Raw genomic sequence first — 13,986 nt, forward strand, 5'->3', positions numbered from 1 at the left:
GCTCTGCCGGGTTGTGCCTGCGTGATTGAAAAAGCCCGTACCGGTCTGTCGCCGGTACGGGCTTTTTCCATGCTCGACGTCTGCACTCTCAGTCTGTTTGCGGGCGAACCGCCCCGGACAGGTCTGAGTTAGAGATAATCTGGCGTCGGGATGCCAAGCAGATAGCCCTGAACTTCCTCGCATCCATACGAGTCGAGGAAGGCCATCTGACGCTCTGTTTCCACGCCTTTGGCGCAGCAGGAGATGCCGAGCCGACGGGCCATCTGAATTGTCTGCCCCATAACTTCATTGACCCGGCGATCATCGTTGAGGCGGAGCATGAACGAGCGGTCGAACTTGATCTGATCAACCGGAAAATTCGCCAGCCTTTCGAGCGAGGAGTAGCCTGCGCCGAAATCGTCAAGAGCGACATGCACACCGAGAGCCCTCAACCGGGAAAGCTCCTGATAGGCAATGTCACGCGGACCAAAGGAACGCTTTTCGGAGAGCTCGATCTGCAGACGTTCGGGAGGGAGGCCTGTTTCCTGCAGGATGGCTTCCACCATGCCCGAGAGGAGGCGGCGTGCCAGCCATGTTGGGGAAATATTGACGCATACGCGAAGCGGGTGGCTCCAGGATGCCGCTGCCTCGCAGGCCTTCCTCAAACTCCACTGATCAATCTTTTCGATCATGCCGCCGTTTTCGGCGCATTGAATGAAAATATCGGGTGGAATCTGGCCGACGCCAGGGCGCTCCCAACGCAGCAGCGCTTCGAGCGCCACAACGGTCTGGCTGCCAGGGGCGATGATCGGCATCCAGTTCAGGGAGAGTTCGCCGCGTTCCACGGCCTGCATCAGATCACGTTCAAGGCCAGACGATCCGATGAGCGCCGCCGTGCCGGACAATGTCGCACGTCTCTCATGGGCGCCACCGTTCTGTCGAATGTCGTTCACTGCGGCATCGACGGCCTGCAACAGGGCGGCTGCATTGTCGCCATCATCGGGGAAGAGGGCCCACCCGATCGAGAACAAGGGCTGGATCTCCCCTCGGTCAATCAGGATCTCCGGAGAAAGGGCCTGGCGGATATTGGCGATAAGCGTACGTGTCGTGACGAGCGACAGGCCGGGCGGCGAAACGACAAGGATATTGCCACCCCCTGCATAGGCCAGATAGGCCTGTGCAGGCAGAATGGCCTGGATGCGCGTAATGCTTTCGTCGATGACCCGGTTGGAAGTCTCCCAGCCGTAGCGCAGATTCAGGGCGTTGAGATGATCGAGATCGATCTCCAGTACCGAGAAGCTGGTTTTACGGCTTTCACCGGATGTGGTGTCGATCAGCCTGCCGATATGCGCAGCACAGAGGCGGCGGTCAGGCAGGTCGCGGCGACGCGTCTGCAAAGGCTGGTTGAGCAGGATTGTTCTTGCACAGACAGCCAGATAGGGGGCAAGCTCACGGAGTTCTGTTTCGGATCCCGAAAGCGGAATATGGGCCAGAAGCGCGAGATCATTTTCGAGCGCGATACCTATATCGATCGATGTGTCGGTTCTTTTCAGATAGAGCGAGTCCGTAGCGTTGCAGACGGCCCTGACACACTCAGCCGTAATCTCCGAGGCGATACTGTCGTCACGGGCAATCTCGATCAGGTCTCCGGCCCTGTCGAAACCACATATGCAGGCAGACGATGCGCCCAGCAGCCTGCGCGCGATTTCAAGTATCGCGAGGTGTGGTTCGGGCTGATGGATCGATGACATGTCGCCTCTCTCTGACGGGATAATGCAGGTTATGAAAGACAATGACGATTTGGGCAAGTCTGGTCTTGATCAATAGTCAAAACGAATTCAGTAACATGTCAAAAGATTAAACAAGTATTTCGACGGGTGACTAGTATTGTCATTATCCGGCTCGATTTATCCTGTTCGGATCATCTCGGTCGAATATCCGGAGAAGTGCCTGTAATTCTGTGCCCATTTTGCAGGACTCAGATAATTTATATGTGATCGCCTTGGTTTCGCGATGTGCTTCGTTAAGGAGTGACTCTGCATCGACCCCTTCGGTCAATCTGAAGAGGGGCAGTCCCGACTGTCTGTTGCCAGTCAGATCACCACCGCCGCGCAATCTGAAGTCGCGTTCAGCGATGATGAAGCCGTCCTCCGTTTCCCGCAGCAGGGCGAGGCGTTCCTTGCCTGTGGCACCTGTCGCGCCGTCATCATAGATCAGCAGACAGAACGACGCTGCTGCACCACGCCCGACGCGGCCGCGCAACTGGTGTAGCTGGGCAAGCCCGAACCGTTCGGCGTGTTCGATCACCATGACAGAGGCATTGGGGATATCGACACCGACCTCGATAACCGTCGTCGCGACAAGCAGCCGAGTCTCACCCAGCCGGAAACGGTCGAGCTCGGCCTGTCTCTGAGAGATTTCCTGCCGCCCATGAGCCAGTCCAACAGGTGTAGTCAGGCGTTGCGAAAGGTCGGCCCATCGTGCTTCGGCTGCAGCCACGTCGAGCACCTCGCTCTCTTCAACAAGCGGGCAAACCCAGAAAACCTGTGCCCCTCGCTCGACAATGCGCCTGATCCCGCCAATGACCTCATTAAGCGTTGAGAGGGGATGCAGCGATGTCTGGATGGGTTTACGACCGGGCGGTTTCTGATCCAGCCGGCTCACGCTGAGATCCCCCCATTGAGTAAGAAGCAATGTACGCGGGATGGGGGTCGCCGTCATGACCAGAATATCGGTGCAGTAACCCTTTCCACCCAGCATGGCACGCTGCTGCACGCCAAAGCGATGTTGCTCGTCGATGACGGCAAGACCCAGATCGTGAAACACCACAGCTTCCTGAAACAGGGCATGGGTGCCGATGACGAGCCGTGCCGTGCCGTCGGCGATGGCCTTGAGCGCAAGAGCGCGCGCCTTTCCCTTCACGCTGCCGGACAGATAGACGCAGGGTACGCCAGAATGGCGCGACAGGGTCTCATAATGCTGGCTGGCCAGAATCTCGGTTGGGGCCATGAGGGCGGCCTGCGCTCCAGCTTCCACGGCACGAAGCATGGCCATCAGCGCCACGAGCGTCTTGCCTGCGCCAACGTCGCCTTGCAGCAGGCGCATCATGGGCACAGGTGCGGCCATATCTGCGTCGATTTCGGCCAGAGCCCGGTTCTGCGCGCCGGTCATGACATGGCCGAACCGGTCCAGAGCAGCCTCGCGCAGGGTACCGTCACCTTTCAGAGCGCGACCGGACAGGATGCGTGCCTCCTGACGCGCGAGCGCGAGGGAAAGCTGATCGGCCAGACATTCATCGAATGCCAGCCGTTCGCGCGCCATCAGGGCCAGGCGAGACCAGTGACGGTCTGGCTCGACTTTGGGGCGGTGCAGAATTTCGAGCGCCTCGTGAAAGGGCGGCCAGTCATGGCGCGCCAATGCTTCCGTGGGTATCCATTCCGGCATAGGCGGCAGAAGATCGAGCGCCTTGTGCATGGCGCGGCGCATGACGGACGGAAACAGGCCGGCGGTCAGCGGCCAGACCGGGTCGATGGCGGGGATTGTGTCATGGCGCAGCCAGTTCACCATATAATCCGGGTGCGGCATCGTAAGCGACAGACCGTAGCGCTCGAGCTTGCCCGAGACGGCGAGTTCGTCACCCGGTGCAACGGAGCGGACGAACGCCTGATGGAAGAACAGAATCTCCACCTCATCGGTGTCATCGGTCGCACGGATGCGAAAGGGCTGGCGGGCGCGGCTGGGCTGGACAATGTCGAGCACGCGCAGTCGGGCAGTCAGGGTCGCGCCGGGCATCAGCTGCTCACGGGCCTCACGCAGGGTCATGATCGTGCGTCGGTCAACGTAGCTGCTAGGCAGGGTGAATAGAAGGTCCATAACCCTGTTGCCACCGGCAACCTTGCGCAGCAGCCCGTCATAACGGGGGCCGATGCCGGGCAGGGTGGCGAGGGGCGCCAGAAGCGGGGTGATCGGCGATAGCTCTGGAGACATGACCTTCATGGAACATGGGCTGACATCGGGAGTTTCACAGGCTATAGGATAGAACCGTCATGGAACAAAACGAAACCATCGCCTGGCAGCACGCCTGCATTGTGGCGCGCGTGCTTTGGATTTCTGTATGACCGATACCCCCGACCGGCCGACCCTCTGGGGCGTGCCGGAGGCCTATACGGCCTTTCTCCTGCGTCGCCGCCTGAGCGAGCATGACGGCCCGCTTATCCATGTGGCGCGCGACGATGCCGCTGTCGCCGCGCTGGCTGACATGCTGGCCTATGTCGAGCCCGGCGTGAGCGTATTGCGCTTCCCCGCCTGGGATTGCCTTCCCTATGACCGTGTCTCGCCCAATCCGGCCCTGACAGCTGAGCGTGCCGCAACGCTGACGCGTCTGCTGGAACCCGCAGGGGCGACGCGGCGCATCGTGCTGACCACGGTTCATGCTCTTGTTCAGCGCGTCCCGCCACGCGATGCGTTCCGTAACCAGGCCATCTCCGTGAAGAAGGGCGAGGCCCTCGATCAGGCCATGCTGATCGATCTGCTGGTCGCGAGCGGCTACACGCGCACCGATACGGTGATGGAGGCGGGTGAGTTTGCCACACGCGGGGGCATTTTCGATCTGTTCCCCGCCGGCGAGAGCGAGCCAATACGCCTCGATCTGTTCGGCGATGAGGTCGACAACATCAGGCGCTTTGACGTGTCGAGCCAGCGCTCGACCGATACGCTGGACGCTTTCAATCTTCGTCCCGTCTCCGAATATGCGTTGAGTCCCGAGGCCATAAGTCGCTTCCGCTCCGCGTGGCGCGATCTTTTCGGGCCATCCTCAGCTTCGGATGTGCTGTACGAAAACGTTTCCGAGGGAAGGCGTTTTCCGGGTCTCGAACACTACATTCCGCTTTTCCATGAGCATATGGATACGCTGGTCGATTATTTGCCCGATGCATCGATCAGCATGGACCATCAGGTGCCGGATATTCTCTCGGCCCGTCTGGAAATGATCGCCGATCACTTCGAGGCCAGAAAGGCTCCCGCGCGTGAGGGAGAGGCCATCTATCGGGCATTGCCTTCGCACCTGCTTTATCTCAATCGCTCGGGCTGGGACGCCATGCTGGCCCGTGTACCGAGCATTGCCCTCAATCCTTTCGCCAAGCCCGATACGGTACAGGGCATGGATGCCGGGGGCAGGCCGGGGCCCATTTTCGTCCGTGGCAAGGATGGCACGCGTGAAGGGGCTTTCGATGCCCTGCGGACACAGCTTGAGGCATGGGAGAAAGCCGGACGGCGCTGCTACGTGACGGCATGGACCAAGGGCTCGCGCGAGCGCATTGCCTCGCTGCTGAAGGAGCACAAATTTACCACCGGGTCCCATGACAGCTGGGCTTCGGCGGCGGGGATCTCGCCGGGAACGGTCGGGCTCATTGTGCTCGGGCTTGAACGTGGCTTTGTGGCGGACCGCATGGCGTTCATCTCCGAGCAGGATCTGCTGGGTGAGCGGATCGCCCGTCCGCCCCGTCGCAAGCGCCGGGCCGAGCAGTTCATCACCGAGGCGTCTGAAATTGCCGAAGGTGATCTGGTCGTTCACGCTGATTACGGCATCGGGCGCTATGAGGGGCTGGAAACGGTCAGCGATGGCGTGGCTCCGCATGATTGTCTGCGTCTGCTCTATGACGGGGCGCAGAAGCTTTTCCTGCCGGTTGAAAACATCGAGCTTCTGAGCCGCTTTGGTTCGGAGCAGGGCGGTGTGGCGCTGGACAAGCTGGGCGGTCAGGCCTGGCAAGCCCGCAAGGCCAAGATGAAGGAGCGCATTCGCGACATGGCGGGCGAGCTGATACGCACCGCCGCGGGTCGCGCCATGAAGGAAGCGCCGTCGCTCATACCTGCCGAAGGGATGTGGGACGAGTTTTGTGCCCGCTTCCCCTTTGTCGAGACCGAGGACCAGTCACGCGCCATTGCCGATGTGCTGGAGGACCTGACCTCTGGGCGCCCCATGGACCGTCTGGTTTGTGGCGATGTCGGCTTCGGCAAGACGGAGGTGGCCCTGCGCGCGGCTTTCGTGGCGGCGTTGTCGGGTGTGCAGGTGGCCGTGGTCGTTCCCACCACGCTGCTGGCGCGACAGCACTTTCGCAGTTTCTCGACCCGGTTCGAGGGCTTTCCTGTCCGTATTGCCCAGCTGTCCCGCCTCGTGACAGCCAAGGAGGCTGCCGAGACGCGACGCGCGCTGGAAGAAGGGCAGGTCGATATTGTGGTCGGCACACACGCGCTGATCGCCAAATCGGTCAATTTTGCTAATCTGGGCCTGCTGATCATTGATGAGGAGCAGCATTTTGGCGTGGCGCACAAGGAGCGCCTCAAGTCCATGCGCGAGGATGTGCATGTGCTTACACTCTCCGCCACGCCCTTGCCGCGCACCTTGCAACTCTCGCTGACTGGCGTGCGCGAGATGAGCCTCATTGCCACGCCGCCAACGGACCGGCTTGCCGTACGGACCTTCATCACCCCGTTTGACAGTGTGATGATCCGCGAGGCAATCCAGCGCGAGCGTTTTCGTGGCGGGCAGGTTTTCTGCGTTGTTCCGCGTATCGAGGATATGGACCGCATGGCGGACCGCCTGCGCGACATCGTACCCGATGCAAAAACCGTTCAGGCTCATGGTCGTCTGACCCCGGCAGAACTCGAGCGCGTCATGACGGAATTTTCCGACGGGCGCTACGATATCCTGCTCTCCACCAATATTGTGGAGAGCGGTCTGGACATGCCTGCGGTGAATACGCTGATCATCCATCGTGCCGACATGTTCGGCCTGGGTCAGCTCTACCAGCTTCGCGGGCGCGTGGGGCGCGGCAAGCAGCGCGGCTATGCCTATCTCACCTGGCCGCAGAGCCATCGGCTTTCGCCGGCTTCCGAAAAGCGTCTCGAAATCATGCAGACGCTCGACACGCTCGGGGCGGGATTCACCCTGGCGTCTCATGATCTGGATCTGCGCGGCGCGGGGAATCTGCTGGGTGATGAGCAGTCGGGTCATATCAAGGAGGTCGGGATCGAGCTCTACCAGCAGATGCTGGAAGATGCCGTCACCACCATGCGCCTGCAGAAGGATCAGAAACGCGCTGAGGTCAAGGACTGGACGCCCAACATCATTCTGGGTCTGCCCGTGCTCATCCCCGAAACCTATGTGCGCGACCTTCCTGTTCGGCTGGGTCTCTATCGCCGTATCGCCGGGCTGGAAGGCGAAGCGGAGCTCGATGCAATGCGCGCCGAACTGGTCGATCGTTTTGGTTCGCTGCCGCAGGAAGTGGAGAACCTGCTTGATGTGGTTGTCATCAAGCGTTTGTGCAGTGCGGCTGGCGTGGATCGGCTTGAGGCCGGACCCAAGGGCATGGTCATCCAGTTCCGTAACCGGAAGTTCCGCAACCCGATGGGTCTGCTGAAATGGGTGGAGCGACACAAGGATCAGGGCGTGAAGCTGCGTCCCGATCAGAAGCTTGCCGTCGTGCGCGAAATGACCAACGCGCAGAGAATCACCATGGCCCGCAAGGTAATGGGGGCGTTGAAGAAGCTGGCTGACAAGGCTGACGCCTGAGTCGCGCTGCGAGGTAAGAGCCTACGGGAATATTGGGTTCTGGGGGGAGGGCTCGTCTCTTCCCCTCTATCCCACCCCCAGAGCGGGGGATGATGAGCGGGGTGGAGGCAACTTAATCTGCTCAGGTTTGTTCGATTTGTATCGAACGAATGGAGACATATCATGCTTGCACTCGATCTCTCGGGAAAAAAGGCGCTGGTGACAGGTTCGACCGGCGGTATCGGCCTCGCGATTGCAAAGCGTCTGGCAGAAGCTGGAGCCCATGTGATCGTGAATGGGCGTGGCGAGACACGCACAAATGCGACCATAGAAGCGATCCGTCAGGAGGTCAGCGATGCCTCTGTGAGCGGATTTGCGGGCGACGTGGCGCAGCCTGAAATTATCGCCCAGTTGATTGCAGCGCATCCTGAAGTCGATGTGCTGGTCAACAATCTGGGTATTTTCGAGGAAGTCCCGTTTGCCGAGATCAGCGATGCGGAATGGCAGCGGTTTTTCGATATCAATGTCATGAGCGGCGTGCGGCTCTCCCGTGCGTATCTGCCAAAAATGGTCGAGCGCAAGGATGGCCGGATTGTCTTTATCTCGAGTGAGTCGGGCCTCAATATTCCGGCAGAGATGATCCATTACGGATTCAGCAAGGCGGCTCAAATTGCGATCGCCCGCGGCCTTGCCGAAAGCGTGGCCGGTACCGGGGTGACAATCAACAGCGTGCTGCCGGGCCCCACCCGTACGGAGGGGGTGATGAGCATGATCGACAAGGCTGCCGAAAAATCGGGGCGGTCGGCGCAGGAAGTCGAAGCGTCTTTTCTGAAGGAGAACCGGCCGACCACGTTGATCAATCGCCTGGCCGATCCGCAGGAAGTCGCAAATATGGTGGCCTATATCTGCTCGCCGCTCGCCTCAGCAACGTCGGGTGCGGCCCTGCGCGTTGAGGGTGGCCTGCTACGTCACCCCGGCTGATCGATCTCGCCGGAGGGGGCGTGTAGGGGGGGCGGGTAGTAGCTTGTCGATGAAACGGCTATCACAGGCTCTCCCCGCGATATCGATCAGGACTCCCGAAAGACTGCCTTCCGCGTCGAGTAGTGCTGCAGCGGCATATCCTCCATCGCTGCCGGTGCTGGCGATGAAGCACGGCGTTTCAGATTGCGGGATCGGAAGCGTGCACGCGAAATGGGCAATTTGCGGAAGATGATCACTCACCCAGTCAAAAGCGGAAGGCCATTCATCGGCGCGGTCAAGTGCGCCCAGAGCATCATAGGCCGCCGCCAGAAAAACACCGATGCAAGCTGCATCGATGCTGAACTCCGCCATGAGGACGGTGAAGGCTGGTTTTGTTCCTGACACCTCAAGCCAGATCAGACTGTTAGTATGAGCGTAAAATGCTTCAGTCTCTTCACCAGACTCAAACACCCATGGCGTCAAACTCGTGACGCCTGAGGGGAGCGTGATCTTGTTCAGGGTATCAGGTTGACTCAGCGGGTCGCCTACGAAAATTCCCCGTTCAGCATCGAGGGGCGGGAAAGCCTGCCATGTGAACGGTCGCCCTGCCTAATTTGCCAGCCATTATCGTGCAGGCGATAACGGGGGGTGTTCGCCCATTGTTGGCATCCAGGGTGGCGTGTTGGTGCTGTGACTGATCGCTTCGGCTTATTTTCCGGTGTGCAATGTGCTCATAGCCCGTGATACTGGTTCTATAGGACCCGGATTCCCAGCGATGACCGTTCATATTGCAATAATCGTCCACCAGTTCTGCGTATATGGCGAAACTTTGCTATGAGGATCAAGATTCCATGTATGATAATCTGGCAGGGTATCGTTCGTAGAACAGATTGCGAGCCGTCGTCTTACTCAAAAGACACAAATGAAACCGGAATTGTGACACCAGGGTGTTTCCTCGTGCGCGGGCGTCACGGTTCAGATGCGTGGCGTCAGTGAACGCGCTTGAGGGATCCAAAATCCCCGTCGGCGCCGGATATCCGAGCAGGTCTCGGGCCAATTGTCCCTGATCCGCGAGCCAACTGCCTGGGCAAGCGCGGATCAGGGACAATTGTCCGGGCCATGCCGCTCAGTTCACCGGGATAGGGATAGAGTTAACCTTGAGCACGCCGCCGCCCAGCGTCAGGTCCCACAGAACCTGATTGCCATCGCGATGCCCCATGAACTGGGCCACAGCGAGCGCGGTTGATACGCCACTTGGCAGAACGGGGCGGATGGTCGCCAGCAGATCGCTCAGGTCGGTGATGGCAACATGCAGTTCGCCTGCACTTGTGGCTGTGGTGCGTCCGGGGGTGATCCAGCCATGACCGTCGAGACGTCCTTTATCCCACAAGGCCTGAAGGGAGGAGATCGTAATCCTCCCTTCGGGAGATTTTGTGCTGTCGAGCATCTGCTCAGGAATGGTCAGGGTCGTGCTCAGTTTTCCCGGGAGGGCGGAGCCCCCAGGCGCACTGACACCGGAGGCTACAAAGTTGATATCCACACTTCCCGGTGTCTGGCCTGACCGCAAAGTGACATTCACCCGATCAGCCGTGTAGCGGTTCTTGCCATCAGATAATGCGATGCCCGTCCAGACGAGTTCGGCTACGGCCCCCTGATGCAAGGCGTCGCGCAAGCTCTTAAGGGCAGGCCTGCCATCGACGCCATGGCACCCGGCGGGAGATCCGTTATGGACCAGTTTGAGCAGACCAAACGAGATCAGGGCATTGGCATCACGCAGGTTGGGCAGGGTCAGATGGCCCTGACGGTCCTGTGCCATCACCTGACCGACCCCCAGTGTGGCGCCCCCACCAGAAAGTGCGGCGCTGTAGCCGGACATTGTGAGGCTCGCCGCGCCCATTGTGCGCGATGCGGATTGCGAGGCCATGCAGGATGCCGGGATGGCATCAGCATACGCGTGACGGGCGGCCCCTCCCAGAGCGAGGAGGGCAAGAAGGGAGGCTGCGGCATGTTTCATGGGGGCGAGGATGGGGCTGTTCATGCCCTCTTACAACCCGAATTTTACGGCAGGAGTTGGGCGCAGGCTCGTAGCCCGCTAGGAGAGCTCACGTGCCTGACAGGCGCAATGCAAACATGGATGAGGAATGGTGATGAGTGGACTGGACCCGCAGGACTGGACCGGGCTGCGTGCCCTTGCCCATCGTATGCTCGATGATGTTTTCGATCGGGCCGAGCAGATGGGGGAGGGGCCTGTCTGGCAGCCTATGCCGGCTGCGCTGCGCGCCGGGTTCCGGGACGCGTTGCCGCGCGAGGGGCAGGAGGCGCAGGCGCTTTATGACCGTTTCCTGAGGGGGATCCGCCCTTATTCAAATGGCAATCCGCATCCCGGTTTCATGGGATGGGTTCAGGGCGCGGGTACGCCAATCGGTATTCTTGCCGAGATGCTGGCTGCCAGCCTGAATGATAATTGTGGCGGCCGCGATCATGCTGCCATTGAAGTGGAGCGTCAGGTGATACGCTGGGCCGCCGAGATGGTGGGTATGCCGACCGCTTCGTCTGGTTGTCTCGTCACAGGGTCGTCGCTCGCAAACTTCATCGGAATCATCACCGCCAGCCGCGCTGCCGTACCGGGGCTACGTCAGACCGGGGTATCGGGCGCAAAGCTCGTTGGCTATGCCGCCGAAACCGCTCATGGCTGTGTGAGCCGCGCTTTCGACATGGCGGGGCTTGGGAGCGACGCCTTGCGCCTCATCCCGGTCGATGAGCTGTACCGCATGGATGACGTGGCTCTGTCACAGCGTATCGCCGAGGATCGTGCGGCAGGGTATCATCCCTTTATCATCATCGGCACGGCGGGCAGTGTGGATTGCGGCGCGGTTGATCCGCTGGAGGCCATCGCTGATATCGCAGCAAAAGAAAAATGCTGGTTTCACGTCGATGGTGCTTTCGGGGCGTTTGCCCGGCTTTCTCCTGAGCACGCCATCATGCTTGATGGCATCGAAAGAGCCGACAGCCTTGCCCTTGATTTCCATAAATGGGGACAGGTTCCTTACGACGCAGGGTGTATTCTGGTGCGGGATCCTGCCTTGCATGCGCAGGCATTCGCCCAGTCACTGAGCTATCTCACCCGGGCGGATCGCGGGCTGGCGGGTAATGCCCCCTGGCCCTGCGATTTCGGGCCGGATCTGTCACGCGGGTTTCGGGCGCTCAAGGTGTGGATGACGATCGCCCATTATGGTGCCGACCGCCTGGGGGAAATGGTGGAGGAATGCTGCGCCGTCGCCCGTTATCTGGCCGAGGCCGTGGAGGCAGATGACCGCTTTCTGCTTATGGCCCCGGTTGCCCTGAACATCGTCTGCTTTACAGTGGATGGTCTTGAGGACGATGCGATCGATACGCTGGTGAAAGACCTGCACGAGAGCGGCGTGGCTGCACCCTCCACAACGCGTATCGGCGGACAGCTTGTCATACGCGCGGCAATCGTCAACCATCGCACAACACGCGCCACAATCGACGCAATGCTTGTCAAGATTCTTGAGCTGGCGGAGCGATAACCCGGATATGGGGCATCGGCCCCGTCGTCCGGAGCGAGGCCGCCCGTGAAGGGCGGCCCACGCCGGGACGGATGATCGGGTTATCGCGCCACGAACAGGTCGGAAAGCTGTTTGATCATGGTTCCGCCAAGCTCTTCCGCATTGGTGAGCGTAACCGAGTTACGGTAATAGCGGGTCACGTCATGGCCGATCCCGATGGCGAGAAGCTCCGTCTCGGGTGAGGATTCGATACGCGCAATGACCGAGCGCAGATGGTCTTCCAGATAAGAGCTCGGATTGGTCGAGAACGTACTGTCATCGACAGGCGCGCCGTCTGAAATCACCATCAGGATACGCCTGTGCTCAGGGCGGCGGCGCAGGCGCTTCCATGCCCAGATCAACGCCTCACCGTCGATGTTCTCCTTCAGTAACCCTTCGCGCAGCATCAGTCCGAGATTGTTGCGGGCCCGGCGCAAGGGCGTGTCGGCATCCTTGTAGATGATGTGGCGCAGGTCATTCAGGCGGCCCGGATCAGGTGGACGACCCGCTGCCACCCAGCGCTCCCGGCTCTGGCCGCCTTTCCACGCACGTGTGGTGAAGCCGAGTACCTCCGTCTTGACGCCGCAGCGTTCGAGCGTGCGGGCGAGAATGTCACCACACATGGCGGCAACCGAGATCGGACGACCACGCATCGACCCGGAATTATCGATCAGCAGGGTAACAACCGTGTCGCGAAACTCCGCCTGACGTTCCGTCTTGTAGGACAGCGACAGGGTCGGATTGGCCACGACACGTGCCAGCCGTGCCGCGTCCAGTATGCCCTCCTCCTGATCGAACGCCCAGGAACGCTGCTGCTGCGCCATAAGCTTGCGCTGCAGTCGGTGTGCCAGTCGCGACACGACGCCTTGCAGGCTGCTGAGCTGCTGGTCCAGCTGCTGCCTCAGCCGGGCCAGCTCATCCGGGTCGCACAGATCGGCAGCAACGGCTTCCTCGTCGAAGGCGTTGGTAAAGACCTTATAGGCCGGGGGCGCGGCGCTGGCCTCGGCCTCCTTGCCATTATCGTCTTCCAGAGCACCGGCAGGCTGTTCTGCGCCTTCGTCCTGCAGTTCCGAATCACTGGCATCGCGGCTGTCGGGCTGCTCGGTCGGCTCCGGTTGAAAACCGTGCGTCTCGCTGTCATCCTGATCCTGCGGTGACGGATCATCATCGGGCTGATCGGATTCGGTCTGACTGTCATCATCCTGATCCGGGTCATCTGCCTGACTCTGATCGTCCGGCTCGGGCTCCTCGGTCAGGTCGAATGCCTTGAAAAGGCCGGAGCAGGCCTCGGCAAAGCGTTGCTGGTCCATCTGTGTCGAGGCAAGGCCCGAGAGCGCACGCTTGGCTCCGGGTGAAAGTGTTTCGCGCCATGCCTTGAGCGCCGGACCCGCCTGCGAGGGAGAGGGCAGTCCTGACAGGGCCTCGCGCACAAGCAGGGGCAGGGCGACATTGGCAGGCATATCGTCGCGCGCGCTCATGCGGGCGTAGCCGTTCTCGCTGCAATCGAGGGCCAGTTTCTGGTTCAGATTGGCCCGCACGCCCGCCATGTGACGCGAGCCATAGACCTCGCAACGTACCTGCTCCAGCGCGTCGTACAAGGGGCGGGTCTCGGCGCTGTCGGCCTGCTGGGGCAGGGGGGACAGTTCTGAATTGTGGTGCTTCAGTCGTAAGGCAGCTGCGTCGGCAGCGCCACGAACGCGTGTCATTTCCTGAGGCGTGAGCGCCCGGGAGACATAGGGAAGCTGGACGCCCGTACCCGGTTTGGCACTGGCCGACGCCGCAAAGCTGATTTCGGTCTCGGGCTCGCCTGACATTGCCCGCAGCGCAGCGCTCGTGGCGCGGCGGAAGGCGTCCGTGCGCTCACTGCCCGGCAGGGCAAGGTCGTTCTGGTTCCTGTCCGGTGCCTTGGCTCTCGAGGTGGCCATGCGC

8 protein-coding genes are annotated in these 13,986 nt (G+C 60.8%); 3 read left to right on the forward strand and 5 right to left on the reverse strand.

Annotated elements, in window-relative coordinates; genetic code table 11:
• Nucleotides 1–128: 128 nt before the first annotated feature.
• Both P5689_RS13645 and recG read right to left on the reverse strand, forming a co-directional pair.
• Complete coding sequence (locus P5689_RS13645) at nt 129–1,730, reverse strand: GGDEF domain-containing phosphodiesterase (RefSeq protein ID WP_285533559.1); 1,602 nt, start codon at nt 1,728–1,730, stop codon at nt 129–131.
• 142 nt (nt 1,731–1,872) lie between these two features.
• Nucleotides 1,873–3,975 (reverse strand): ATP-dependent DNA helicase RecG, encoded by a 2,103-nt coding sequence (recG, locus tag P5689_RS13650; RefSeq protein ID WP_285533561.1) that lies wholly within the window; start codon nt 3,973–3,975, stop codon nt 1,873–1,875.
• A 118-nt stretch (nt 3,976–4,093) separates the two neighbouring features.
• Here recG and mfd point away from each other — a divergent pair, with 118 nt between their 5' ends.
• Nucleotides 4,094–7,549 (forward strand): transcription-repair coupling factor, encoded by a 3,456-nt coding sequence (mfd, locus tag P5689_RS13655; protein ID WP_285533564.1) that lies wholly within the window; start codon nt 4,094–4,096, stop codon nt 7,547–7,549.
• A gap of 162 nt (nt 7,550–7,711) precedes the next feature.
• Nucleotides 7,712–8,509: an SDR family oxidoreductase gene (locus tag P5689_RS13660; protein WP_285533566.1), complete on the forward strand. Its 798-nt coding sequence runs from the start codon at nt 7,712–7,714 to the stop codon at nt 8,507–8,509.
• Here P5689_RS13660 and P5689_RS13665 read toward each other — a convergent pair.
• A complete protein-coding gene (locus P5689_RS13665) occupies nt 8,492–8,893 on the reverse strand; it encodes a hypothetical protein (RefSeq protein WP_285533568.1) in 402 nt (133 codons plus the stop codon). The two genes, P5689_RS13660 and P5689_RS13665, sit on opposite strands and share 18 nt — an antisense overlap.
• 721 nt (nt 8,894–9,614) lie before the next feature.
• Nucleotides 9,615–10,526: a hypothetical protein gene (locus P5689_RS13670; RefSeq protein WP_285533569.1), complete on the reverse strand. Its 912-nt coding sequence runs from the start codon at nt 10,524–10,526 to the stop codon at nt 9,615–9,617.
• Nucleotides 10,527–10,635: 109 nt separating this feature from the next.
• Between P5689_RS13670 and P5689_RS13675 the strand changes: the two genes are divergently transcribed.
• Nucleotides 10,636–12,039 (forward strand): pyridoxal-dependent decarboxylase, encoded by a 1,404-nt coding sequence (locus tag P5689_RS13675; protein ID WP_285533571.1) that lies wholly within the window; start codon nt 10,636–10,638, stop codon nt 12,037–12,039.
• A gap of 80 nt (nt 12,040–12,119) precedes the next feature.
• Here P5689_RS13675 and P5689_RS13680 read toward each other — a convergent pair whose 3' ends face one another.
• Nucleotides 12,120–13,982: a cobaltochelatase CobT-related protein gene (locus P5689_RS13680; RefSeq protein WP_285533573.1), complete on the reverse strand. Its 1,863-nt coding sequence runs from the start codon at nt 13,980–13,982 to the stop codon at nt 12,120–12,122.
• Nucleotides 13,983–13,986: the final 4 nt, after the last annotated feature.

The organism is Asaia sp. HumB, assembly GCF_030263835.1.
Taxonomy (GTDB): Bacteria; Pseudomonadota; Alphaproteobacteria; order Acetobacterales; family Acetobacteraceae; genus Asaia; species Asaia bogorensis.